The organism is Clostridium sp. C8-1-8 (assembly GCF_009928445.1).
Taxonomy (GTDB): Bacteria; Bacillota; Clostridia; order Clostridiales; family Clostridiaceae; genus Clostridium_AR.
This window is the reverse complement of record NZ_JAABNO010000006.1, coordinates 90,115-115,054: the sequence shown is the minus strand read 5'-3', so window position 1 is coordinate 115,054 and position 24,940 is coordinate 90,115. Positions and strand designations below refer to the sequence as shown.

The following is a 24,940-nucleotide window of genomic DNA, read 5'->3' as shown; positions in this document are numbered from 1 at the left end:
ATTATCAAATCTTAAATGAAATTATTACTCTAAGAGGCATAAAATGAAAAAGCTTTATAGAGTAATATTTTTTTTGTTTTTATAATGTTAATTGGAAGTATAAGCTTAGGTTATGTAAACCTTTAAAAGTTCAACTGATTTCTCTTAAACTTTAAGCCTTGACTCTGCAATATCTTATGGATGCATATAAATTAAGAATAAAAATGTAAGATTATAACTATTATAAAGTACAATTGAGTGTACATATACATATAATAGATTAGAGTTTAGATAAATAAAGAGTTTTTGTTTAGAAATTTTGTCTATATATGTTATGAAACTTCAGGTCTTAATCATCTTATAGCATTTATAAATTACTAGTTGAGTTATGAGCTCTATAATTACTAAGAAATTAAGTGTTTAAGATTGGAGTGGATAAGTATTCAAAAAATTTTAATAGACAGTAATAATATTTAGCAGGATTAGAAAGTTTCAGTACAGTATTTATAAGATTGTATAATTTTTAGACTGAGAACTATTTACGGATATTAAACACAAGAGGTATAAGGGTGGTGAACTTTATGGATAATGGAATAGATTATATATTATCAACGTTAGATAATATTGTTGTTGATGTTAAAAAGTTTGGAGCAAAGTGCAATGGCATAGATGATGATACTCAAGCCTATCAGGATGCATTAAATTACTGTAAAGGCAGAGGAGGGGGATTGGTTCTTATACCAGTTGGTACTTCTATAGTATCGTCCTTAAAATTATCTAGTTATTGTGGTTTAGTGGGAAGTGGAAGAAGGTCTATACTTAAACAAAAGAGTAATTCTGTAGCTCCAGTAATTTCCTTACAAAATGATTCAACTAATTTTACCTTTATAAGAGATTTCAGTATACAAGGTAATAAAGCAAATCAAACGTCGCAAGAGGCTAAAGGAATTTCATATATAAATTCAGAACAATTTACTAGCTCTGATCCACAATTTGGAGAATGGGATTCTAGACATGTAGCTCTTAATATCTATATAAAGGATACAAAAGGAGTTGGACTTGAGACAAGCGGTAGAGGAGAAAGTCATTTTACAAATATACAGGTTGTAGGTTCAGATGATTATGGAATGAAACTTAATGCCTTTGATAACTTTTATGATGGATTGTCCAGCGGGGCTAATGCAAAAACAGGACTATACATTACAATGGGAAGTAGATATGTAAACTGTAAGTCTTGGAATAATGGAAATACCACTGATGATTCAGATGGATATGGATGGTATGTTAATGCTAGTAGTGTAAGTTTTGTATGTTGTGAAGCACAGGGGAATTATAATGACGGATTTTATTTCGATAACTGCTCAAACTGCATAGGCTGTGGTTTAGTCAGTGATGTAAATGGTCAGCATGAGAATGTAAAGTATAAAGGGAGAGGTGGATATCACCTTAATAATTCTAGCATAAACACTATACAAGGAATTTCAAGAAATATAGATACTAATATAGCTCAGGATTATGGAGTATTAATGAGTGGGTGGTCCACAGATAATGTAATTGATATATTGTGTAATAATATCCCAGTAATGCCTTTTTATATGATTGATAATAGTGGCAATGAGTATAGGAACTATATTAGGGTTACAAATGGTGTAAGCAATCAAAATGTTATAAGTATTGGTAAGTTCGGATATATGGGGGTAAATGCAAAACCAAATAAATCTTTAGCTAGTGTGGTAGCTAAAGGTAACTATAATACCAATATGTTAGCAGGATTTTTCCAACAAACTATGGACAGAACCGGCTATAACAATATAGTATCCTTCCAAGCAACAGATAAAGATAATGAATCTAATAATATAAACTTAAATATAGGTGCCTATATAGATAAAAATATAGTTAAGTTGGCTACATCAAATAATGCATGGTTAGAATGGGACGCTACGATGAAAATAACAGGAGGAACCTGGGATTTACCACATATAAGCTTAGGAGATCAGCATTTGTTTTTTGATTCTACTGGTAAGCTAAGAATCAAGTACCAGGATCCAACTTCAGATAAGGATGGAAAAGAGGTTGTTGTTTTAGAAGAAGGTGTGGTGAATTCCTTTAATAATTTAAAGGCTAGTGCCATAGGAATTGGAGCATCTCCTAATGCTACAATTAGCCCACTTTGGGTTTATAACAACTCTGAAAATCTAGCAGCATTATTACAAAGTGGTATCCAAAATACGTCGGTAGGAAATAATATTAATCTTTTAAGGTTAGAGGGAATTAATAAAGATAATACCTCATCAAGGGTCAATTTAAACATTGGTGTTAATATAGCTAATAATGAATTGTATTTAGATACAAATGGAAGCAACTTGAGAGTTGACGATAATCTTAAGCTCAGGAATGGTGATTGGCAATACTCACACTTAATTATGGGTGATCAGCATATTTGGATCGATAGTAATGGCAAGCTGAGAATAAAGAATGGTGCACCAATTTCTGATAAGGATGGCAAGGAGGTTTTAGTACTAAATGATAGTGGAACAAACCTCTTTAATAACCTAAAAGTTAGTGCTATTGGTGTTGGTACAGATCCTAATACTACAGTTAGTCCGTTTTTGTTATATAACAACTCTGAGAATCTAGCAGCACTACTACAAAGTGGTATACAGAATGCCTCCACTACTAACAATATCAATGTCCTGAGGGTTGAAGCAGTAAATAAAGATAATACTTCCTCAAAAGTAAATTTAAACATTGGCGCTAATATCGCTAATAATGAAATGTACCTTGATACTAATGGTGGCAATTTGAGAGTTGACGATAATCTCAAGCTTAGAAATGGAGACTGGCAGTTTTCTCATTTAATCATGGGTAACCAGCATATTTGGATAGACAGTAGTGGTAAGCTGAGGATAAAGGATGGTGCACCAGCTTCTGATAAGGATGGGAAAGAGGTTGTGGTACTAGCAGACGGTGTTATGAATTCCTTTAATAATTTAAAGTCTAGTGCTATAGGAATAGGAACAGATCCAAATGCTACAGTCAGCCCACTTTGGGTATATAATAATTCTGAAAACTTATCAGCTTTACTACAAAGTGGTATTCAAAATGCGTCTGCTGGTAATAATGTCAATGTTCTAAGGGTTGAAGCAATAAATAAAGACAATACCTCATCAAAAGTAAATTTGAACATCGGTGCTAATATAGCAAATAATGAAATCTATTTAGATACCAGTGGCAATAACCTAAGAGTTGATGATAATCTTAAGCTCAGGAATGGAGATTGGCAATACTCACACTTAATTATGGGTAATCAGCATATATGGATAGATAGCAGTGGTAAGTTAAGAGTAAAGGATGGGGCGCCAACTTCGGATAAGGATGGAAAAGAGGTTGTTGTACTGGCAAACGGCGTAGTAAATACTTTCAATGGGTTAAAGGCTAGTACTGTAGGAATAGGCATTGATCCTAATGCTGCAGTTACTCCAGTTTGGATATATAATAATTCTGAAAATCTTGCAGCGTTATTACAAAGTGCTATTCAAAACGCATCGGCGGGTAACAATATCAATATCTTAAGATTAGAGGGAGTAAATAAGGATAATACCTCATCAAAGGTTAATCTGAATATTGGTGCTAACATTACTAATAATGAAGTATATCTAGATACAAGTGGCAATAGTATAAGAGTTGATGACAATCTTAAGCTTAGAAATGGAGATTGGCAGTTCTCACATTTAATCATGGGCAATCAGCATATTTGGATAGATAGCAGCGGCAAGATGCGGCTAAAGGATGGTGCTCCAACCTCAGATAAGGATGGAAAAGAGGTTTTGGTACTGGCAAATGGCGTGGTAAACTCCTTTAATGGTTTAAAGGCTAGTACTGTAGGAATAGGTACAGATCCTAATGCTGCGGTGACTCCAGTTTGGATATATAATAATTCCGAAAATCTAGCAGTGTTATTACAAAGTGCTATTCAAAATGCATCTGCAGGTAATAATATCAATATCTTAAGATTAGAAGGAGTAAATAAGGATAATACCTCATCAAAGGTTAATCTGAACATTGGTGCTAACATTACCAATAATGAAGTATATCTAGATACAAGTGGTAATAATATAAGAGTTGATGACAATCTTAAGCTCAGAAATGGAGATTGGCAGTTTTCACATTTAATCATGGGCAATCAGCATATTTGGATAGATGCTAATGGCAAGATGAGAATAAAGGATGGTGCTCCAACCTCTGATAAAGATGGAAAAGAGGTTGTGGTTTTAGCAGATGGTGTTGTAAATTCCTTTAATAATTTAAAATCTAGTGCTATAGGAATAGGTACAGATCCTAATGCTACGGTAGCCCCAGTTTGGATATATAATAATTCTGAGAATCTAGCAGCATTACTACAATGCGGAATCCAAAATGCTTCAGTTAGCAACAATATAAATGTTTTAAGAATAGAAGTAGTAAATAAGGATAACTCATCATCGAAAGTAAATCTAAATATTGGTGCCAACATTACAGATAATGAAATTTACCTAGATACAAGTGGAAATAATATAAGAATTGAAGACAACTTGAAGTTTAGATATGGAAATTGGCAATTCTCACACTTAATTATGGGAAACTATCATATTTGGGTTGATAATAGTGGAAGAATGAAGATAAAAGATGGTGCACCAACCTCTAGTAGTGATGGAAACTATATGCCTAGGATTGTTTCAACACCAGCTTCTAGCACTTCTGAAGGTACAGCTTATGATGTTGCAATAGATAATAATTATATATATGTATGTGTAGGGACAAATTCCTGGAAGAGGGTTCCTCTACAAAGCTGGTAAAATAATAAAGGTTGTCTATATTTATCTAGACAACCTTTGTTTTTATAATTCTAGCCAACGTAATATTTCTACTCTTCTTCTTGCCGAGGATGATGACTTATAGAAGAAAATAATTTTAGGAAGTATCTTTAATCCGTTTCTTGATAGTACATATAAAATTCTATGAATCCAAGAAAATACCAGTAAGTACTTATGCTTTTTTGCATAATTATATTTAGGTTCTAGGTTTGAACTACTAGGGAATAAGAAGGCTAGTAAGTATTTAAATTTATGCTCAGAGTTTGATTTATAATTAAAGGATAGAAGTCTATTCCTCGTATTTAGAGACTCATCACTATTTGTGAATACTCCATCGTTTAGTATTTCTTCTATAAATAAGTCTAAGTTAGGTTCATCCTCTAGTATATAGTCCTTAAGTTGTGGAACATCTAAGGCAAATAGCCTGTGACAAACTGAGAAGATTATTGTGGAAAATTTCTCTATATTATGGTGAATAATTAATTTAGAGAGTCTATCATAGTCTATTTCTTCCTTTTTTGCGCTTAATAAAACATATAAATCAACCAGTTGCCTTAGTCCAAATCCAGATTTAATCAAGTGTGATGCTAGATGTATTAAAATGTGAAGTAATTGATATTCTAAATTCAGCGTTAGAATCTTACATTGACCTAACTGCTCATATTGTAAGTTATCCCAAAGCGAACTATCTATGTCACTTGCATTTTTTATATATGCTTCATTAACAAGTGACCAGTGTAGATCTATACTTAACAAGCTTGGATGTTGAAAACTGCTGTGAATTTTCACTTCACCTGATCTATAGTAACCAATAGTTTGTAAAATAGCCTCTGCTAATTCAATATTTTCTTTATCTACTAATATATCAGTATCACACATGTTTCTTAAGTTTGGATGTGGATAAAATGATCTTAATGCCAAGCCTTTTAGAGCGATAACTGGAATGTTATTAAGTTCAAATTGTTTAAATACTAGCTGCATTTGATCTATGTTTTGCTGTTGCATAACGGAGTATATTATAGTTTCCTTTTTCCATGTGGATAAAACTTTTTGATCGATATCCTTTGATAAAGAAATATTTTTTATCAAAGGATATAATAAAGTATGAATATCATGATTTTTTGCCTCATCCAGTAAATCAGTCCAATCTATTTGCTCATAATTTATATTTTCAATATTTGAGTTAGTTAAAGAACAAACTAAAAATTTAATTAATACGCTTTGCGTTGAGTTCATTTATAAGTACCTCCTTATAATTACTTATTACTATTATTTTATATAGCCATATCTTTTTACTGCTTCAGATATTGCTATTTTGCCACTATTAACTATTTTATTGTTATAAATTTTATTTCCATAAGGAATTCCGGGATCAGGGTTATTAATTAATGTCTTTATTTCGGGATATTTTTTTATCCACAAGGAGCTAGAATATGGTACAGCCTTTAAGTTATTGTATAGTTGATCCAAGTTCATCCAAGTTGTACCTCTATCATCAAACACGATACTCTTGGTACAGTCAGTTATTGTATTATTTCTAATATAAATATCTCTTCCGCCACCAATCATCATTGAACAATATACACGTTCTATTGTGTTTTCATAAACATCAGCTGAACTCATACAATCATCAAGATATATGCCGAAGGCGCCAACCTTGTTTATAGAACCTTTTATATCATGAATATAATTGTACATAATCTTGTTTCCTCTATAGGTCCAATCCCTACTAGAAGTTATTGCACCAACATCATCTGTTTCTGTAGCTATATTATAAATTTCATTTTTTTCAATGGTATGGTCGTTACCTCCAAAGATAATTGCATTATGAGTACTATCATGAATTTTATTATTACTAATTGTAATTCCTACCCCACCAATATTTATTGCAGGGCAGTAGGTTTTTTTAATGTATGCAAAGTTATATATTTCATTATTATCAATCTTGTAATTACAAGATTTTAGAGAGTTACGATTTCCACCGTTTGCGATGATTCCACTTTCTCCTATGTTATATATAGAGCAATTGCTCACTTGATTGTTATTACCTTGTTCTATAAAAATAGCGTTATTAGATATATCATAGATTTTTGATGTCTTTATAGTACAATTAGAGCAATTCTTAAGTGTAATACCATCACCATTAGAGTTTGAAAAGTTTAAATTTGATACTTCTAGGTTATTCATATTTAATACTTGCAACATTGGCTGCTTTAAAAAAGCTATCTGAATTGTGCTGCTTGATGTAGTATCTTTGGGAGGAATTAAATAAACAGTATTAGTGTTATAGTCTATATAATATTCATCTTCATTATCTAATAATTTAGGTGAATTAGAAAAGTAAAATCTTTGATTTTCTTTTATGCCATAAGGGAGTTTTCCTGTAAGAGTTACAACTTTCTTAGAAAGATCAATATTATCAACTTTGATAGATGAAAAACTCCAATCATAGTATAAATAGCCACATACAAATAAGTTTTTTTGATTTTTAAGTTTATATAAATATGGATCATCACATATAAAGCTGTAGTGGCCAGGCTCGTTGCTTATAATTTTGCCAGTTAGTAAGAATTTGTTATTAGGATACTTGGCTAATATAGAAGGCGTTTGGCTCATATAAACCCTATATGTTTCAGATGAGGAGTTTTTTTTCATATTTAAGCTGTTATTTATAGTGCTAAAGTTATAAGTATATAGTTTATCGTTTATCTTCTTAAATTCAGACAAGGGGATTGCTTTTCCACCATTAATATTAACAATGTCGTTACTATAGGCAGTTATTTTAAGCGAAGTATTTTTATTTATATTCTTACCATCAACAATTATTGAGTTGTCTAAGTAGTAGGTCCCTTTTTTTATTAGTATTGATATATTTAAAGCTTTTTTTGTATTACGAGCTTCATATAAAGCTTGATTTACAGCTTTTTCTATAGTTTTATATGGATATTCACTGTTACCACAATTCTTATCATCACCATTTTCAGAGACATAAAATTCTATGTTAGTGTATGATCTAGCATAAGTATAGATAAATGTAACAAGCAATATTAATATAGTAAGGAAAACAAAGGGTATAATTTTTTTAAAATGATATTTATTCAAAACTTAGCCTCCATACATGTGAATATTTATTGTAATGATTCGAGGGCAGATTCTTGGATAGAAGCTCTATCTATCTCATGTATATTTCCATCCTCTAATTTTAGTACCCTACTGCATATTGCTAAGGCTGATGGCCTGTGAGTGATTATGATACAGGTAGGATGATATTCTAAGGTTTTAATAGATTTAAGGACATTTACTTCAGTATCCATATCAAGTGCAGAGGTTGCTTCATCTAGAAGCAAGATGGGTTTTCTTCTTATTAATGCTCTTGCTATAACTAATCTCTGAGCTTGCCCTTCAGAAACCCCGCTGCCATGCTCCCCAATAACTGTGCTTATCTTTTCTGGCAGTTTATCTACAAAGTCCCAAGCAAAAGCTGCTTTTAAAGCTTTCTCTATATCTTCATCTGTAGCTTCTGGAAAGCCATACCTAAGGTTATCTGCTATGGTTCCAGAAAATAAAGTATTTCCCTGAGGAACGTAAGAAATATTGTTACGTGTATATGGAGAAATATCTATAGCTTCATTATTGCATATTATCTTGGCAGAACCTTCTTTTGGATTAATAAGAGAAAGCAATAGCCTTATTAAGGTTGTTTTTCCTTCACCAGATGGTCCTACTAGTGCAACTATTTCACCTGGAAACAGGGTAAAAGAGACATTTTTTAATATAGGTAAAGCTTCTTTATATCCAAAGGAGACATTGTCGTACTGGATAATAGGAAGCAAGAATGTATCAAGTTTGTCATGTTTTTTAGGAGCAGATTCTAACTCTAAGGCCTCTATAGCCATAAGCCTTTCAGTAGATGCGTAGGCTGTAATAAACTGTGAAAGTGAACTGGCAAGTCCTGAAAGTGGAATCTGAACATTACCTGTAAGCTGAAGCAGCGCAGTAAGGGTACCGAAGGTTAGTGCCCCTAGGGAAAGTCTATAAGCGCCAAGAGCAAAAACTATAAAGTAAGTAAGCCAGTAGCCAAGGCTTATGGAGCCACTGTAAAAAGCACTAATACCACTTTTAGATACTGAAAGTTTTAGTTTGTTATGTTGAAGCTTACTAAACTTATCTAAGGTATCAGCTTCTACACAGAAGGACTTGGTAATCAATATATTTTGCACTGATTCTTGCATATAGCTTATATACTTAGATTCATTTTCTTGTGTCCTTAAATGTATATTTTTTAGTTTCTTTGCATATATTCGGCTAAAAAGTAATGATATTGGCGCGAGAACTATTGTAATAACCGCAACTATTGGTTCGTAGGACAGAAGTATAAAAAAGGATGAAAACAACAATGTTGCTAGGGATATTACGTTTGGTAGAGTAGTTACCAATAAGCTTACCAAGGTTGATATATCATTTGTAAGTCTTGAAAGTAAATCACCGCTATGATATTTGGTAGTATCGAGCCACTTGCTAAAGGTAATATGTGAATAAAGCTTCTTTTGAAGATTGTTTGATAGCTTAGTTGAGGAGTATGTTGAGATTATAGATATACTTGAATTAAGAAGTATATCTGCTAAAATCAATGCTCCTAAGATTATTAGATATTTATAAATAGCAGAAAAAGATCCTTTTACAGCAGTATCTACCAAGTTTTTAGTGATCAATGCTCTATATACATTAGCAAAGGAACTGATGATTCCAAGTGCAATAATTATAATCAGATACAACATTATTGACTTACTTTGTTTAAATATCCATACGCTTTTATTAAATAATTTTCTCAATATTGGTCCTCCTTAATTGATAAGATGTAATTCTATAAATAATTATAGGCAAATAGGTAAAAAATGTAAATAAAAAGAAAAATATATTTACAAATTATGGGAAAGTGTATATAATTTCTTTATGGAAAAAAATGTAATAATTCTTACAAGTGGAGGATAAATTAATGAGTGCTATTTGGGGATTTGTAAATACAGATTACCTTAGGTCAGATGAAGAACTTGGGAAAAGTATGAATAAGTGCTTTGAAAAATACAAAATTGATTCTATAGAGTATATATCTTCTAATAACGTCTTTATGGGCTGTGGATTGCAAAGAGTAACTAAAGAGTCTTTAGATGAGGTACTTCCTAATAAATATAAGGATGGAGACTTGATAATTACAGCTGATGCAATTATAGATAATAGAGAAGAACTATTCAAATTACTTAATCTTGATAAAGATAAATTCCAAGGAATTAGTGACAGTGAGCTAATTATTAAAGCTTACTCAAAATGGGGGAAGAATTGTCCCAAGTATCTTATTGGAGATTTTGCCTTTGCTATATGGAATGAAGTCACTAAGGAATTATTTTGTGCACGGGATCATGTAGGTAAAAGGACTTTTTATTATAGTTATGTAAAGAAGAGATTTTCTTTTTCAACTATTATAAAGCCTTTATTGAAGTTAATGAATAATAAGATAGAGTTTAATGAAAGATGGATTACGGACTATCTGGCGTTAGATGGTTTACTACATGAGTTTGAGCCTACTGATACAGTATATAAGGATGTATATCAGATCCTTCCAGGTCATAGTATTACTGTGACAAATGATAAACTAGAAATAGAACAGTATTGGAATCCCCTTAGAGATATTAAGCCAGCTAAATTTAAATCTGATGAAGAGTGTATAGAGCAGTTTAAAAAGATATTTTTTGAAGCTGTTAGTTGTAGGCTTAGGACAACTGGTGAAGTAGGTATGATGCTAAGTGGTGGTTTAGATTCTGGTTCCGTTGCTTGCGTTGCAGCAAGAGAACTTGAAAAAGATAAAAAAGTTATACATGCTTTTAGCTCAATACCTATGGTTGGCTTTGATAAGGAAAATACAAAGCGACTAACTGTAAATGAGAGCGAATATATTGAGTCGGAAGTAAATAAATATAAAAATATAGAAGTTAACTACTGTAGAAGTGAGGGGAAAGACTCCCTTACAGATATAGATGAAATAATAGATATATTAGAACAACCTTATAAAATTGTCCAAAACATATTTTGGTATAAAGAGATAATTAAAAAAGCTGCTGAAAATGGATGTAGCATAATACTAAATGGACAGTTTGGTAATAGTACCATATCGAATGGGGAGTTTATGACTCATTTTAAGACCCTGATTGAGCAAGGGAAGCTACTTACTTTAGCAAAAGAAATTAAACTTTTAAGTAGAGACATAAATGTACCTAGAAGGAATATAGTTAAGGTAGTAGCAAAAGCAGCTATTCCTTTTTCAATAAGAAACTTCATAGCTAAAAAGTCAAAGGATAACGATAGATTTAGTTCTGTTTCGGTTAATCCAGAATTAATAAGAAAGTGGGATGTGGAAAGTAGATTTGATCAAAAGGGCTTTAATCTTTTGACAGATAAGTTTCTTGATATAGAGGCATATAGGAAAAGTTTAGTTGATCCTCTTCCTATGAATCATATAGCTACAGTTGAAACAAAAATTACCTTATATTATGGGCTTGTATTAAGAGATCCAACAAGAGATAAGAGGCTTATTGAATTTTGCTTGAGTTTGCCTAGCGACCAGTTTGTAAGAAATGGAGAAGATAGAATCTTAATAAGAAGAGCTATGAAAGATATATTACCTGATAAGGTTAGATTAAATAAGACAGCCTACGGGCTTCAAAGTGCTGATTGGTTAAACAGGCTTAAACCAAAATGGAATGAGGTATTAAAAGAGTTTAAAAGGATAGCAGAAGACGAAAGTTTAAAGACATACTTAGATATTGATAAGATAAATAAAGAAGTTTCTAAAATAGAAGATTCTTTTGATGAAGAAAAATCTGACACAATACTAATGCTGCTTATTTCTTTAGTATTCGCTAAGTTTGTGAAAAGCAAAAGTTATGCACAAGTTGATTAATTTTGGTATTTACTAATAGATTTAATAATTTAATTAAGTCTACATAGTTAATATATAAATTTTTATGGAGGGATTATATATGGTTAAAAAGTCATGGAAGGCACCTAAGGTTTCAAATTTAGGTGTAGATAAAACAATGCATGGAACAACAATAACAAAAAAGCCAGACGCAAGTATAACTGTAGGAAAGTTTACTTTCTTCTCATTCTCTTAGTAATTAATAGCAGGACTTTTACTCTATGGTAAGGGTCTTGCTGTTAAGATAAATATAGTTTTTTTTTGAAAGGAGTGAAGTTTTATGAAAAAGACATGGAAAAGCCCTAAGTTAGTTAACCTAGGTGTAGAAAATACAAACTATGGAACATCAATAACAAAGAAGCCAGATGCAACAATAACTGTAGGTAAATTTACATTCTACTCATTCTCTTAAGGAATATTTATGTATTTTTACGCTAAAATAGTTGTTCTTGAATATTTGAATTCAATTTAAGGAGGTGATTTTATATGAAAAAAGCATGGAAGAACCCTAAGTTAGTTAACCTTGGTGTAGAAAATACAAACCATGGAACAACAATAACAAAGAAGCCAGATGCAACAATAACTGTAGGAAAGTTTACATTCTACTCATTCTCCTAACAATTAAGGAGATAAACATAATATGTCCTAAAAGATTTACTTTTAGGGCATATATTTATTCTTTTTATTAGAGTAGATAGCTAGATTATATATAGTATTTTTAATATGTAATAATATAAAATATTCTAAAATATGAGAGGATATACATGGTATTGAGTGATAATTATAAAAAAAGTTATTATAGAGTATATGGGCTAAATGTTGAATCAGAAGTATTACTACCTGAACTAATAAACATTGGTGAAACTGAGGGTACTAATATTGATATAGAAATATCTTATGGAAATATGAAAAGAGAGATAATAGAAAGCTTAGAAAAAGGAATAAATCATTGGTTTAATGCAAATGAAATGTGGTTTTCAATAGATAATATTGCAACCTATTACATATATGACGGAAGAAATATTGTTGTAGAGCCCTTTGTAGCTGCAGACAGTGAGCATGTAAAGGCCTTTCTGCTTGGAAGTGCCTTTGGAATGTTGCTTTACCAAAGAGATTTGATTGCAATTCATGGTGGAACCATAGTTATTGATGGCAAGGCTGTTATTTTTACCGGTGACACAGGGGCAGGTAAATCCACTCTTACAGCTGCTTTAAGGCAGAGGGGGTATAGGTTTATGGCTGATGATGTTTCTGTTCTTAGAGATATTAGTAAGGATGGCATAGTTATTCATCCAGCATATCCGCAGCAAAAGCTGTGCAAAGATACAATAAATAAATTAGGTGGTAGCCATACTGATTTTAGAAAGCTCAATGATGATCGTGACAAGTATATAATACCGGTTCAAGATAGTTTCTACAAAGAACCTCTTAAGCTAGGAGCCTTAGTTGAGCTATCAATAGGGAATAATGCATCGCTAGAGATTTCAGAGGTGCTTGGAAGTGAAAAGCTAATAACTTTAATGAAGAACATATATAGGATAGAAATCTCAGAGTTTACAGGTATAAGTAGGAAATATTTCAGTAATTGTGTACAAGTTGCTAAGGAGATTCCTATATATAAGATAGTCAGACCTAAAGGAGAAAATACTATAGATGAAATCATATCTGTATTAGAAGATAAATTAATTAAAGATGAAAAGGTCATATAAAGGGAGGCGATAATATGGATTTACAGACTAAAGTAGCACAGCTTGAAGGTATTGATGCTACTGAACTTAATGGTGAAAAGGTAATGATGAACTTAGATAAGGGACAATATTTCGTACTTAACGAAGTAGGAAGCAGAATATGGGACTTGATACAAGCTCCAAAGTCAATTGGTGAAGTGGTTTCTGAATTGCTACAGGAATATGAAATAGATGAAGAAAGCTGCAGGGAAGCTGTCTATGAATTCTTAGGAAGTATGAAAGATGCAGAGATTATACAAGTTTTTTAAAAAGCTAAAAGCTTTTTTAAAAATGGGCTTAAAGGAAAAGTTTCTATTCTTTGAAGCATTCTTGCTTAGCGGTATAGCAAGGCTGGCTATACTTCACCTGCCATTTAAGAAGCTAAAAAATTATATGGGAGATTATAAGAAAGAATCACCTATGGATATATATATAGACGAAGAACAATATGCTGTAATAAGGAAGGTTATAACTGCACTAAATAAAGCAGTAAGATACACTCCTTGGGAAAGCATGTGTCTTGTCCAAGCGCTTGTAGCTCAAAGGATGTTAAAGAGACGAAAGATATACAGTACTTTATATTTAGGTGTAGGAAAAGCTAATGAGGATAATCTTTTAGCCCATGCTTGGCTTAGGTGTGGTAAATATATAGTTACTGGAGCAGCAGAAGCGGCAAATTTTAAAGAAGTAGCAAGGTTTTCAAATTATGAATTTAATAATTAATCTATGCAAGTTATTACATAAATGCCCTATTAATTGATTAATAGGGCATTTGTTATCAATTACTTAAGCTATATGCTATAAATTTAAAGAAGAAGGGAATTATACTTATAAAGATAATGATTAAGAAAGTGAATAAAAGATATATGTATCCAATTATTATTGCAATAGTTTTGTTTTCGATTATCTATAATATATATGATAATAATAGATTTAAAGTTGAGGAACAAACAGCGAAGATAGATAGCCTACCTCAAAGCTTTAATAATTTCAAGATCCTTCAAATAACAGATCTACATGAAAAAAGTTTTGGAGAAAATCAAAAGCAATTAGTAGATGGTATAAATAAACTTGACTATGACATCATAGTGGTTACAGGAGATATAGTGAATAAAGAAACAGTAAATATGAAGCCTTTTGAAGATTTAATTAAGGGAATAAAGAAAAAGGATTTGGTGTTTTTTGTAGGAGGTAATAACGACCCAAAGGTATTTGACAAAAATGGAGTGACTTCCTTCGGAAAGAGATTAAAAGAAGATGGGTGTATATTGCTTGATAAACCTTATGCTATAAAGAGAGATAAAGATACACTTTGGGTACTGCAATATCTGCTTCTTAGTGAGGAAGACAATGAGGATTATAGGAAAATAAAAAAAGAAGATATAAGAATTGGATTAAGTCATTATCCTCTCACTGAAGAAAAGTACAAATTACATAATGCATTGAAGGGGCTAAGATATGATTTGTTGCTTGCAGGACACTATCACGGTGGACAGATTAGAATTCCGTTAATTGGCGCATTATATGTTCCTAAGGGGGGAGTGAAAGGGTTTTTACCAAGCGAAAAAGAAGTTTCAGGGCTTCAAGAGAAGAAGAACTTTAGGCAGTATGTAAGCCGAGGCTTAGGCTCTAGTGGACCAAAGTTTTTAGCTTTTAGAGTATTTGATACTCCTGAGATTAATATAATAACCTTAAAAAAGTAACATAATCCATAATTAATATACCTTTAATTCCCGCTAGAACAAATATGTTAGTATATATTATAATTTAGTTAAAGAAGTAGAAATAATAAAGTTAATATATGTTAATTAGAATGTTGTGATGGGGATTATGTAGAAGGGGGGATTAGGTTGGATATTACAGAAAAAAAGGTTATTGGGGCAAAGCTTGATAAAAGAACAGACTTGAATAAGGGTGATTTTATTAATATTAGGGCATTTACTGAAGGTAGGATAATGTATAATGCTATAAAAAGATTTGTAGATATATTAGGAGCATCAGTGGGCCTTCTTATAACTGCGCCAATATTTATAATTATTTCTCTTTTAATAAAAATTGATTCGAAGGGAAATTTTATATTTACTCAAGAGAGAGTTGGGCAAGATGGTAAAAGATTTAAAATGTACAAGTTTAGATCCATGATTGTAAATGCTGAAGAACTTAAGGAAAGGCTTGAAAAACATAATGAGATGAGTGGTCCTATGTTTAAGATTAAAGAAGACCCAAGGGTTACTAAGATAGGGAGATTTATAAGAAGGACTAGCATAGACGAGCTTCCTCAGCTTATCAATATATTAAAAGGGGATATGAGTTTAGTTGGACCTAGACCAAGCCTACCAAAGGAAGTGGAAAAGTTTGAGCCTTGGATGTTAGAAAGACTTAAGGTAAGGCCTGGACTAACTTGTTACTGGCAAGTATCAGGACGAAATAATATAGATTTTATTGATTGGATGAAGCTTGATATAAAGTATGTGTCAGAAAGAAGCCTCTTAGTAGATATTAAACTTATTCTTCAAACTATTAAGGTGCTTTTTGGGGACAAGCACGCAAGCTAGTTGTAATCGCAAACATTAGTGCTATTACGTATCTGTATATAGTATCTAAACTATCTTTTTTAGAGCCTACAATCAAATAAATTTCATAAAATCTTCAACATTTTAAGTCATGCAATGCATGGCTTTTATTTTTTTGCAAATAATTAAATTATAGTTTAATCTAAAAAGTTTATGAAACTATGATATGGCTTTACAAAAACCTCATTTTTTTGAGGTCGGTGGGGCTTATTGTGATTCCCATACATTGCAAAAGTGATGTAATCATAGGGTAGAACCTTGAGAGTGTTTAGCACCGTATAGAGAGAGAAAAGCTGATTTTATAAATATTAAGAAAGGAGAAAGTTGACACCTCGTAAATTAAGCACTATCAAGCATTTACGAGTATGTACCGTGCGTTGTACGGGAATTTAAGCCTTTGGAGAACTACATCAAACGTAAGTAGCTTTTAGCAAGCTCGGGTTCAATGAAAAAGGAATGAATTTTATAATGTTTTGTCAACTGGCGAAGATGAACATAGTAGTTGCAGGTACAGGATATGTGGGTTTAGTTACAGGAGTCTGTCTTGCTGAGATAGGCCATAGTGTAGTTTGTGTTGATATAGATGAGAAAAAAGTAGAGCTACTTAAAAAAGGTGTATCTCCTATATATGAGCAGGACTTGGAAAAGCTTATAAAGAGTAATTATGAGAAGGGAAGAATTGATTTTACTTTAGATTACATAAATGCCTATAGAGATGCAGATATTATCTTTATAGGAGTTGGTACTCCTGAAAGAGAAGACGGATCAGCAAACTTAAGTTATATATATGATGTAGCCAAAGAAATAGCAGAAAGCGTAGAGAAGGATTGCTTGATTGTTATAAAATCCACAGTTCCAATAGGAACTAATGATAAGCTTGAGGCATTTATAAAAAACAATTTAAAAAACAAAGTAAATATAGAAGTAGCTTCAAATCCAGAGTTTTTATCTCAGGGCACAGCGGTAAGTGACACCTTAAATGCTAGTAGAATAGTAATAGGAACTGAATCAGAAAAAGCAGAGCAGCTGCTTAAAGAACTTTATAAAAATTTTAATCAGCCAATAGTTTCAACAAACAGAAGAAGTGCTGAGATGATAAAGTATGCTTCTAATGACTTTTTAGCTTTAAAGATATCCTTCATTAACGAAATAGCCAATCTTTGTGAGATTGTTGGAGCCAATATCGAAGATGTTACAACAGGTATGGCTTATGATGAGAGGATTGGAGGAAAGTTCTTAAAAGCTGGTATAGGCTATGGAGGTTCTTGTTTTCCTAAGGATACCAAAGCTCTTCACTGGCTTGCTTCGGATTTTGGATACGAGCTTAAAACTGTGAAAGCTACTGTAGAAGTCAATGAGAACCAAAAGTTTAAGCTAATAAGAAAAGCTATTAGTATGTTTGGTTCTCTTATGGATATGAAGGTAGCAGTGCTTGGTCTTACTTTTAAACCTGGCACTGATGATTTGAGGGAGGCTCCATCCATACCTAATGTGAGAAGGCTTTTGGAGGAAGGGGCCAAAGTTACAGCTTATGATCCTGCGGGAGTAGAGAACTTTAAAAAGCTTTATCCTAAGGAAATAGAGTATGCCTTAACTCCAGAGGAGGCATTGGAAGATGCTGATTTAGCTTTTATATTCACAGAGTGGGAGGAAATAAAAAGTATAGAGCTTTCAAAGTTTGCGCAGTTAATGAAGAAGCCTGTAGTGTTTGATGGTAGGAATTGTTATAAGATGAAGGAAGCTTTAGAGGCAGGTTTACAATACTACTCTATAGGAAGAAAGTAAAGTATAGGAGGAAGTTATTATGTTGTGTGCTTTAATAATGGCGGGAGGTAAGGGAACAAGATTTTGGCCCTTTTCAACAGAAGAAAAGCCAAAGCAATTTTTGAAGCTGTTAGGGGAAGAGACAATGCTTCAGATGACTGTTAACAGAATAAAACCTCTTATACCTTTAGAGAGAATATTTATCTGTACTGGCGAAAAGTATATATCCTTAGTTAAAGAACAGTTGCCAGAAATAGATGATAGAAACATTATACTAGAGCCTGAAGCTAGAAATACGGCTCCTTGTTTAGCTCTTTCTGCTTTTTTAATAAATAGGTACTATGCAGGTTCTACAATGGTGGTGCTTCCCTCTGATCATTTGATAAACAATGAGGAAAGGTTTTTGAGCATAATAAAATCCGGGGAAACATTCTTAAAGGATTATCCAGAAGCTATCGTAACACTAGGGATAACTCCAGACAGACCAGAAACAGGCTATGGATATATAAAACTTTCGAAGAATACAGTTCATATCGATGATTATAACGCTATAGAAGTAGAAAGATTTGTAGAAAAACCTGATAGAGAAAAAGCAGAACAGTATATAAGGGAAGGAAACTATCTTTGGAACGGTGGAATGTTTATTTGGAAGACAGACCACATTCTAACTCTTATAGAAAGATTACTTCCAAAGACCTATAGAGCTTTAGTACTTATAAAGACTTCAAGAGAAGAAGAAATTAATGAGATAGTGTTTAGAAACTATGGAAATACTGAAAGCACTTCAATAGACTTTGGTATTATGGAGCATTGTGACAATATATATGTAATTCCAAGCACTATAGGCTGGGATGATGTCGGAAGCTGGGAGTCTGTAGACAGGTATAGAGAAAAGGATAGTGAAGGTAACATATATATTGGAAGTGTTAACTCAATATCAGGTTACAACAATTTAGTTATTACCAATAATCATAATGTGATAATAGATGGGTTAAGTGATATCTATGTCATAGAAAATCAAGGTCAAATAGTTATAGGGCCAAGGCATAGTATAGATAAGATAAAGCAATTAAGAAACTTATAGATGTGAGGTAAGGTAATGAAAAGAAGCTTATTGGTATATGCTCACTACTTTTATCCTGATGTGGCATCAACGGGACAGATTTTAACAGAGCTCACGGAAGGACTGGAAGAATATTTTGATTTGACTGTAATTTGTGCAGTACCAAGCTATGGAGGCACCGTGGATCCAGAGTACAAAAGCAAAAGATTTTATTTTGAAAGGCTTGAAAAGCTAAAGGTTATAAGGGTAAGGGTACCTGAGTTTTCTAAAATTAATAAAATTAGTAGGATAAAAAACATAATAGTATATTTTTTAAACTCATTGCTGGCAACGTTAAAAATAGGTAAACAGGATTATGTATTTACCATATCACAGCCGCCCATACTAGGAGGGCTTCTTGGGGTTATTGGAAGCAAGTTAAAAAAAGCGAAGCTTATATACAATATACAGGACTTTAACCCAGAACAGGTGGAAGCAGTTGGATATTCTAAAAGCCAGGTTCTACTGGGGATAGCTAGGGCTATTGACAAATATAGTTGTAAAAAGTCAAGTAAGATAATTTTAGTAGGACGAGATATGAAGGACACCTTAAGTAAACGGTTTGAGAAAGGAATACCTACAAAGGTTTCAATAATAAACAACTGGATTAATGAAAAAGAGATATTTCCAATATCACAAGATACTCCAGAGGTGAAAGCCTTTAAGGAGAGATATAAGCTTTTTAATAAGCTAGTGATAATGTACTCTGGCAATATAGGTCTATATTATGATCTGGAAAATATAATAAAGGTTATTGGAAGGTTTAAAGATGAAAGAGATGTGGCTTTTGCTTTTGTAGGAGAAGGAGCAGTGAAGAAAAAACTTGTTGAATATGTTAGTAGTAACAACATAAATAACGTAATCTTCATACCTTACCAGGATAAAGATAAGTTGAATTTTTCTTTAAATGCTGGAGATATACATTGGGTTGTAAATGCAAAAGGTATAAAAGGCGTCTCGGTGCCTAGCAAGTTATATGGGGTCATGGCTGCAGGAAAAGCAGTGATAGGGGTTTTAGAAAAAGGTTCAGAAGCAAGGCTCATAATCGAAGAATCTCAATGTGGTATCTGTGTTGAGCCTGGTGACTATGAAGGCTTGTATAAAGTAGTAAAAGACATAATTACCAATAGTGACGTTATAAAAAAGCGAGGAATCAATGGAAGAGAGTATCTAGAAAAGAATCTTACAAAAGAGAAATCAATAGTTAAGTATAAAAAGGCTATTTTAGAAACTTAGGAGGTCATGATTGATATGAAGAAGGCTTTGATAACAGGCATAACAGGTCAGGATGGATCTTATTTAACTGAACTTTTATTAAGTAAGGATTATGAGGTACATGGAATAGTAAGAAGACATAGCACAATAAATACTAGCAGAATAGATCATTTATTTGAAAATGAGGCTATAGGTAATAAAAGATTGTTTCTCCATCATGGGGATTTGACTGATTCGAGCAACTTAAATCGACTTATTGAGAAGATAAGGCCTGTAGAAATATATAACCTAGCGGCCCAATCTCATGTTGCAGTATCTTTTGAAGTACCTGAATATACTGCAGAAGCAACTGGTATAGGAACGATAAGATTGCTTGATGCCATAAGAGAGACAGGAGTTGATTGCAGATTTTATCAAGCTTCTACCTCGGAGCTTTTTGGAGGAATTCCAGAAACTGCGCCTCAAAGTGAAAGAACTCCATTTTACCCTAAAAGTCCTTACGGAGTAGCTAAGCTTTACTCTTACTGGATAACAGTTAATTATAGAGAGTCTTATGGCCTATATGCTTGTAATGGAATTTTGTTTAATCACGAATCTCCAAGAAGAGGAGAAACCTTTGTAACTAGGAAGATCACAAGAGCAGTAGCAAGTATAATGGCTGGTAAGCAAGAAAAGCTGTCTTTGGGAAACTTGGATGCGAAAAGAGATTGGGGGTTTGCTGGAGATTATGTTGAGGCCATGTGGCTTATGCTGCAGCAGAAAAAACCAAAAGACTATGTTATAGCAACTAATGAAACTCATACTGTAAGGGAGTTTGCTGAGCTAGCTTTCAAAGAAGTTGGTGTAGAGCTTGAATGGAGAGATAGCGGAGTAGATGAAAAAGGCTATGACAAAAATACTGGAAGTCTTTTGGTGGAGGTGAATCCAAGATACTTCAGGCCAGCGGAGGTAGAGCTCCTATGGGGTGACGCAACAAAAGCTCAAGTGGAACTCGGCTGGAATAGAAGGGTTAGCTTCTTAGACTTAGTTAAGATGATGGTAAACGTAGATATGAAGGAAATAGCTAATATGTCTACAGAGGAGTTTAGGGCTAAGAAGTCCTTGTATGTGCAGGTATAAAAGTCTTCTACGAGGTGATACTTATGAACAAAGAAGGAAGGATATACGTTGCTGGCCATAGAGGATTGGTAGGTTCAGCTATAGTAAGGAATTTGAGAAGTAAAGGTTATAACAATGTAATTGGTAAAACTAGACAGGAATTAGACCTGACCAATCAGGAAGCTGTCAGGAAGTTCTTTCAAGAGGAAAAAATTGATTATGTATTTTTTGCTGCTGCAAGAGTAGGTGGAATTAATGCTAACAATATATATCCAGCGGAGTTCATCTATGACAACTTGATCATGGAGTGCAATGTAATAAAGGCAGCTCATGACTTTAAGGTAAAGAAACTACTGTTTTTAGGCAGTACTTGCATATATCCCAAAATGGCACCTCAGCCCATAAAAGAAGAATACCTTCTCACAGGACTGCTTGAACCTACTAATGAAGCCTATGCAGTGGCTAAGATTGCTGGTTTAGAGATGTGTAAGTTTTTTAAAAGGCAGTATAAGGATAATTTTATAAGCTGTATGCCTACAAATCTTTATGGACCTAATGATAATTTTGATTTAAATAATTCTCATGTAATGCCTGCGCTTATAAGAAAGTTTCATGAGGCAAAGCAGAGCTTAGCTGATAGGGTAGAAATATGGGGTGATGGAACTCCTTTAAGAGAATTCTTATACGTAGATGATATGGCAGATGCTTGTGTATATCTTATGGAAAACTATGAGGGCGAAGAGCATGTAAATATAGGAACTGGTGAAGAGGTATCTATAGGTGACCTTGCAAATCTTATTAAGAAAATAGTAGGTTTTGAAGGTGATATATTTTTTAATACCAATATGCCCAATGGTACTCCAAGAAAACTTACAGATGTGACAAAGCTTCATGAATTAGGCTGGCATCATTCTGTGAGTTTAAAAGAAGGCATAAATCTAGCTTATGATTGGTTTAAAGATGAGGAACTACAAGGATTAAAATAAAGTACCTATTATTATAATTGATGCTCACCGGAGGATAAAGTGTTGTTAAAGCTAAAAACAAATTTTTATAAGCTTATTTTGAAGGTCAACAGAGTTAGATACGGAAAAAATCTAAGTATAATAGGGATACCAGTTATATTTAAGCAAGAAAAAGCTCAGCTTCAAATAGGAGACAACTGCACCATAAAAAGCGGCTTTTTATCTAATCTAGTGGGCTTATATCAGAGAACCATAATAGTGGCTAGAGAAACTGGTAAGATAATAATAGGAAACAACGTTGGTATGTCAGGAGCAACAATATATGCTAGAGATAAAATAACTATTGGAGATTATACAAACATTGGTGGAAATGTGAAGATACTTGACAACGACTTTCATCCTTTAGATCCTGAGGCAAGAAAAATAGATGATAAAGCACTTATAAAAAAGAAGGAAATAGTTATAGGAAGTAATGTGTTTATTGGGGTGAACTCAATAATACTTAAGGGAACAAAACTTGGTGACAACTGTGTAGTTGGAGCGGGAAGTGTTGTGTCAGGTGTTTTTCCAGCTAATGTTATAGTGGCAGGAAACCCTGCAAAAGTAATAAGAAACTTATGAAGTTAAAGATGAAGGGGAAGGAAAATGAAAGAAAATAATGACCCTTTTTTTTCAATTGTAACTGTATCTTATAATAGTGAAAAAACCATTAAAGATACTATTGAATCTGTACTTAATCAATCCTATAAAAGTTATGAATACATAATTATTGATGGAAGTTCTACGGATAAAACCTTGGATATAGTAAAAAGTTATGAGAGAGAGTTTCAAGGAAAGCTAGCATACATAAGTGAAAAGGATAAAGGTATATATGATGCAATGAATAAAGGCATAAATATGTCAAAAGGGAGCTTTGTAGGAATAATAAATAGTGATGACTGGTATGAGAGCGATGCTTTAGAAAAAATATATAACCAGCATATGAAAGATAATGCTGTGGATATAATTTATGGAACCTTAAGAGTAATAAGAAATGAAAAAGAATATGGAATTGAGCGAACTAATTATGACTTTCTTAATGAAAAGATGATTCCCCATCCTACTACTTTTATAAGAAAAGCTGTTTACAGTAAAGAAGGCGGTTATAACACTGAATATAGATATGCGGCTGATTACGATTATATGCTAAGCCTAAAGGATAAAGGCTATAGGTTTACTTTTACTAATGACATAATAGCAAACTATAGAGAAGGTGGAGCTACTCATACCAATATAGAAGCTGCAATTGAGTCTATTAATGTTAGATATAATCATAAAAAAATTGATAAGAAGAGAAGAAACCTACAGATAATGAAGATTAAGTTTAAGAGTTTTTTGAGTCTATAAGTAATAAGTAGATTAATAAAAATGTGAAGCTGGATACCTATAGGAAATCTATGTTAAGAAAATTAAGATGTACAAAAACTACTGAAGAAGTTCGCTTAGGTGAATTTCTAGGAGAGTGTGTGTATGAAAGTTCTTTTTATTTCAGGAATTTATAATTGTAAGATTGGGGGACTGTACAATTCAATAATAAACAGACTAATAAGATTAAAATCTATAGATTCAAATATAGAATTAGAGGGCTGTAATATAGTAGAGATTGATAGTTATGCTGTTAGAGCTATAAAGAGATTAACGAAGACGGATATAAATATAAAAGTGAATAGTAACAATGATAAGTTTTTTAAACAAATAGTATATATAAGAAATAACATGTTCAATTTGATACTAAAGGGATTATTTCCTACTTTATATATAAACAACATAATACAAAAGGTAGAGGGAAAACTTAATATAAAAGAGTATGATATCATTCATTGTCATTGGCTATATCCCCATGGTTTTGCTGCTTATAAGCTTGCTTTAAAGTATGATAAAAAGCTAATTGTTACAGGACATGGTTCAGATGTACATAGCATATATAGGAAGTCTTCTTTTATAAGGAATTCCATAAAAGAAGAGTTAGAATATGCAGACTATATAACCTTAGTCAGTGAAGGACTTAAAGAAAAACTAATAGATATATATAATATCAATTCTAGTAAGATACTAGTTATAGGCAATGGTGTAGATATAAATTTGTTTAAACTAAAAACAAAAGAAGAGAATAATCTAAAGACATATAAAACAGTGGGGTATGTAGGTAATCTTAACTATACAAAGGGCAGTGACAGACTTCCAAGAATATTTGAGTTAATAAGCAAGGAATTAAAAAGTATTAGATTTGTTATTGTTGGAGATGGCGAGTTAAAACATGATATATCTAGTAACTTTAATAACTTAGGGCTAGAGGTTGATTTTGTTGGTAGAGTAGCGCCAGAGCTTGTGCCTGACTATATAAATAAAATGGATGTTATGATACTGCCTAGTAGAAATGAAGGCTTTGGGATGGTCATAATAGAAGCCAATAGTTGTGGGGTGCCTTGCGTGGCAGCTGAAGTTGGTGGAATACCTGAAGTAATATCAGATAAAAGGCTATTAATTCCGGTTAATAATAATTTAGAAGAAAGATTTGCTGAGAAGGTAATAGACGTACTAAAGTCACCGATAAAAGTTGAGGAACTTTTGGATAATGCTAAAAGATATGATTGGAAGGAAATCATAAAAAAAGAGGTTCAAATATATAAAAAAGTCAGCGATAAGAGGTAA

At 32.6% G+C, this 24,940-nt stretch carries 21 protein-coding genes; 18 read left to right on the top strand and 3 right to left on the bottom strand.

What is annotated here, in order from left to right:
• Nucleotides 1-560 precede the first annotated feature (560 nt).
• Nucleotides 561-4,814, top strand: coding sequence for a hypothetical protein (locus GXK57_RS08565; RefSeq protein ID WP_160674416.1), 4,254 nt, complete (start codon nucleotides 561-563; stop codon nucleotides 4,812-4,814).
• A gap of 42 nt (nucleotides 4,815-4,856) precedes the next feature.
• On the opposite strand, the gene GXK57_RS08560 is transcribed toward GXK57_RS08565, so the two are convergent.
• The 3 genes from GXK57_RS08560 to GXK57_RS08550 are packed head-to-tail and all read right to left on the bottom strand — an operon-like array spanning nucleotide 4,857 to nucleotide 9,664.
• Nucleotides 4,857-6,068, bottom strand: a complete 1,212-nt coding sequence (locus GXK57_RS08560) for a nucleotidyltransferase family protein (protein ID WP_160674413.1) — start codon at nucleotides 6,066-6,068, stop codon at nucleotides 4,857-4,859.
• A 33-nt stretch (nucleotides 6,069-6,101) separates the two neighbouring features.
• On the bottom strand, nucleotides 6,102-7,934 hold the full coding sequence (locus tag GXK57_RS08555) for a right-handed parallel beta-helix repeat-containing protein (RefSeq protein ID WP_160674410.1): 1,833 nt from the start codon (nucleotides 7,932-7,934) through the stop codon (nucleotides 6,102-6,104).
• Nucleotides 7,935-7,960: 26 nt separating this feature from the next.
• Complete coding sequence (locus GXK57_RS08550) at nucleotides 7,961-9,664, bottom strand: ABC transporter ATP-binding protein (protein WP_160674407.1); 1,704 nt, start codon at nucleotides 9,662-9,664, stop codon at nucleotides 7,961-7,963.
• 164 nt (nucleotides 9,665-9,828) lie between these two features.
• Between GXK57_RS08550 and GXK57_RS08545 the strand changes: the two genes are divergently transcribed.
• The 17 genes from GXK57_RS08545 to GXK57_RS08480 all read left to right on the top strand — a co-directional run bounded on the left by GXK57_RS08545 (nucleotide 9,829) and on the right by GXK57_RS08480 (nucleotide 24,940).
• Complete coding sequence (locus tag GXK57_RS08545) at nucleotides 9,829-11,787, top strand: asparagine synthase-related protein (protein ID WP_160674404.1); 1,959 nt, start codon at nucleotides 9,829-9,831, stop codon at nucleotides 11,785-11,787.
• 79 nt (nucleotides 11,788-11,866) lie between these two features.
• On the top strand, nucleotides 11,867-12,001 hold the full coding sequence (locus GXK57_RS26850) for a hypothetical protein (RefSeq protein WP_279285489.1): 135 nt from the start codon (nucleotides 11,867-11,869) through the stop codon (nucleotides 11,999-12,001).
• A gap of 84 nt (nucleotides 12,002-12,085) precedes the next feature.
• Nucleotides 12,086-12,217, top strand: a complete 132-nt coding sequence (locus GXK57_RS26845) for a hypothetical protein (RefSeq protein ID WP_279285488.1) — start codon at nucleotides 12,086-12,088, stop codon at nucleotides 12,215-12,217.
• A gap of 74 nt (nucleotides 12,218-12,291) precedes the next feature.
• Nucleotides 12,292-12,423, top strand: coding sequence for a hypothetical protein (locus tag GXK57_RS26840; protein ID WP_279285487.1), 132 nt, complete (start codon nucleotides 12,292-12,294; stop codon nucleotides 12,421-12,423).
• A 146-nt stretch (nucleotides 12,424-12,569) separates the two neighbouring features.
• The gene (locus GXK57_RS08540; protein ID WP_160674402.1) at nucleotides 12,570-13,514 is read left to right on the top strand and encodes a hypothetical protein; all 945 of its coding nucleotides are present in this window, start codon (nucleotides 12,570-12,572) and stop codon (nucleotides 13,512-13,514) included.
• A 14-nt stretch (nucleotides 13,515-13,528) separates the two neighbouring features.
• Nucleotides 13,529-13,801, top strand: coding sequence for a lasso peptide biosynthesis PqqD family chaperone (locus GXK57_RS08535; protein ID WP_160674399.1), 273 nt, complete (start codon nucleotides 13,529-13,531; stop codon nucleotides 13,799-13,801).
• On the top strand, nucleotides 13,776-14,255 hold the full coding sequence (locus GXK57_RS08530) for a lasso peptide biosynthesis B2 protein (protein WP_160674396.1): 480 nt from the start codon (nucleotides 13,776-13,778) through the stop codon (nucleotides 14,253-14,255). The genes GXK57_RS08535 and GXK57_RS08530 overlap by 26 nt, the downstream gene beginning before the upstream one ends.
• A gap of 128 nt (nucleotides 14,256-14,383) precedes the next feature.
• Nucleotides 14,384-15,235, top strand: a complete 852-nt coding sequence (locus tag GXK57_RS08525; RefSeq protein WP_160674393.1) for a metallophosphoesterase — start codon at nucleotides 14,384-14,386, stop codon at nucleotides 15,233-15,235.
• A gap of 219 nt (nucleotides 15,236-15,454) precedes the next feature.
• Nucleotides 15,455-16,087: a sugar transferase gene (locus tag GXK57_RS08520; protein ID WP_279285491.1), complete on the top strand. Its 633-nt coding sequence runs from the start codon at nucleotides 15,455-15,457 to the stop codon at nucleotides 16,085-16,087.
• Between the two features lie 507 nt (nucleotides 16,088-16,594).
• Nucleotides 16,595-17,890 carry a UDP-glucose/GDP-mannose dehydrogenase family protein gene (locus GXK57_RS08515; protein ID WP_160674674.1) on the top strand — a complete coding sequence of 432 codons (1,296 nt, stop codon included), beginning with the start codon at nucleotides 16,595-16,597 and terminating at the stop codon, nucleotides 17,888-17,890.
• 19 nt (nucleotides 17,891-17,909) lie between these two features.
• Nucleotides 17,910-18,953, top strand: a complete 1,044-nt coding sequence (locus tag GXK57_RS08510) for a mannose-1-phosphate guanylyltransferase (protein WP_160674390.1) — start codon at nucleotides 17,910-17,912, stop codon at nucleotides 18,951-18,953.
• A 15-nt stretch (nucleotides 18,954-18,968) separates the two neighbouring features.
• Complete coding sequence (locus GXK57_RS08505) at nucleotides 18,969-20,207, top strand: glycosyltransferase family 4 protein (protein ID WP_160674387.1); 1,239 nt, start codon at nucleotides 18,969-18,971, stop codon at nucleotides 20,205-20,207.
• Nucleotides 20,208-20,222: 15 nt separating this feature from the next.
• Nucleotides 20,223-21,305, top strand: a complete 1,083-nt coding sequence (gene gmd, locus GXK57_RS08500) for a GDP-mannose 4,6-dehydratase (RefSeq protein WP_160674384.1) — start codon at nucleotides 20,223-20,225, stop codon at nucleotides 21,303-21,305.
• 23 nt (nucleotides 21,306-21,328) lie between these two features.
• Nucleotides 21,329-22,270: a GDP-L-fucose synthase gene (locus GXK57_RS08495; RefSeq protein ID WP_160674381.1), complete on the top strand. Its 942-nt coding sequence runs from the start codon at nucleotides 21,329-21,331 to the stop codon at nucleotides 22,268-22,270.
• A gap of 42 nt (nucleotides 22,271-22,312) precedes the next feature.
• Nucleotides 22,313-22,870, top strand: coding sequence for an acyltransferase (locus GXK57_RS08490; protein WP_160674378.1), 558 nt, complete (start codon nucleotides 22,313-22,315; stop codon nucleotides 22,868-22,870).
• Nucleotides 22,871-22,894: 24 nt separating this feature from the next.
• Nucleotides 22,895-23,635 carry a glycosyltransferase family 2 protein gene (locus tag GXK57_RS08485; protein ID WP_160674375.1) on the top strand — a complete coding sequence of 247 codons (741 nt, stop codon included), beginning with the start codon at nucleotides 22,895-22,897 and terminating at the stop codon, nucleotides 23,633-23,635.
• Between the two features lie 123 nt (nucleotides 23,636-23,758).
• Nucleotides 23,759-24,940, top strand: coding sequence for a glycosyltransferase family 4 protein (locus GXK57_RS08480; protein WP_160674372.1), 1,182 nt, complete (start codon nucleotides 23,759-23,761; stop codon nucleotides 24,938-24,940).

Bases quoted from the DNA above. Each gene is read 5' to 3' on its own strand.
- GXK57_RS08495 (WP_160674381.1), top strand. From the start codon at position 21,329: ATGAACAAAGAAGGAAGGATATACGTTGCTGGCCATAGAGGATTGGTA.
- gmd (WP_160674384.1), top strand. From the start codon at position 20,223: ATGAAGAAGGCTTTGATAACAGGCATAACAGGTCAGGATGGATCTTAT.
- GXK57_RS08510 (WP_160674390.1), top strand. From the start codon at position 17,910: ATGTTGTGTGCTTTAATAATGGCGGGAGGTAAGGGAACAAGATTTTGG.
- GXK57_RS08560 (WP_160674413.1), bottom strand. From the start codon at position 6,068: ATGAACTCAACGCAAAGCGTATTAATTAAATTTTTAGTTTGTTCTTTA.
- GXK57_RS08485 (WP_160674375.1), top strand. From the start codon at position 22,895: ATGAAAGAAAATAATGACCCTTTTTTTTCAATTGTAACTGTATCTTAT.
- GXK57_RS08515 (WP_160674674.1), top strand. From the start codon at position 16,595: ATGAACATAGTAGTTGCAGGTACAGGATATGTGGGTTTAGTTACAGGA.
- GXK57_RS08480 (WP_160674372.1), top strand. From the start codon at position 23,759: ATGAAAGTTCTTTTTATTTCAGGAATTTATAATTGTAAGATTGGGGGA.
- GXK57_RS26840 (WP_279285487.1), top strand. From the start codon at position 12,292: ATGAAAAAAGCATGGAAGAACCCTAAGTTAGTTAACCTTGGTGTAGAA.
- GXK57_RS08530 (WP_160674396.1), top strand. From the start codon at position 13,776: ATGCAGAGATTATACAAGTTTTTTAAAAAGCTAAAAGCTTTTTTAAAA.
- GXK57_RS08535 (WP_160674399.1), top strand. From the start codon at position 13,529: ATGGATTTACAGACTAAAGTAGCACAGCTTGAAGGTATTGATGCTACT.
- GXK57_RS26850 (WP_279285489.1), top strand. From the start codon at position 11,867: ATGGTTAAAAAGTCATGGAAGGCACCTAAGGTTTCAAATTTAGGTGTA.
- GXK57_RS08565 (WP_160674416.1), top strand. From the start codon at position 561: ATGGATAATGGAATAGATTATATATTATCAACGTTAGATAATATTGTT.
- GXK57_RS08545 (WP_160674404.1), top strand. From the start codon at position 9,829: ATGAGTGCTATTTGGGGATTTGTAAATACAGATTACCTTAGGTCAGAT.
- GXK57_RS08505 (WP_160674387.1), top strand. From the start codon at position 18,969: ATGAAAAGAAGCTTATTGGTATATGCTCACTACTTTTATCCTGATGTG.
- GXK57_RS26845 (WP_279285488.1), top strand. From the start codon at position 12,086: ATGAAAAAGACATGGAAAAGCCCTAAGTTAGTTAACCTAGGTGTAGAA.
- GXK57_RS08540 (WP_160674402.1), top strand. From the start codon at position 12,570: ATGGTATTGAGTGATAATTATAAAAAAAGTTATTATAGAGTATATGGG.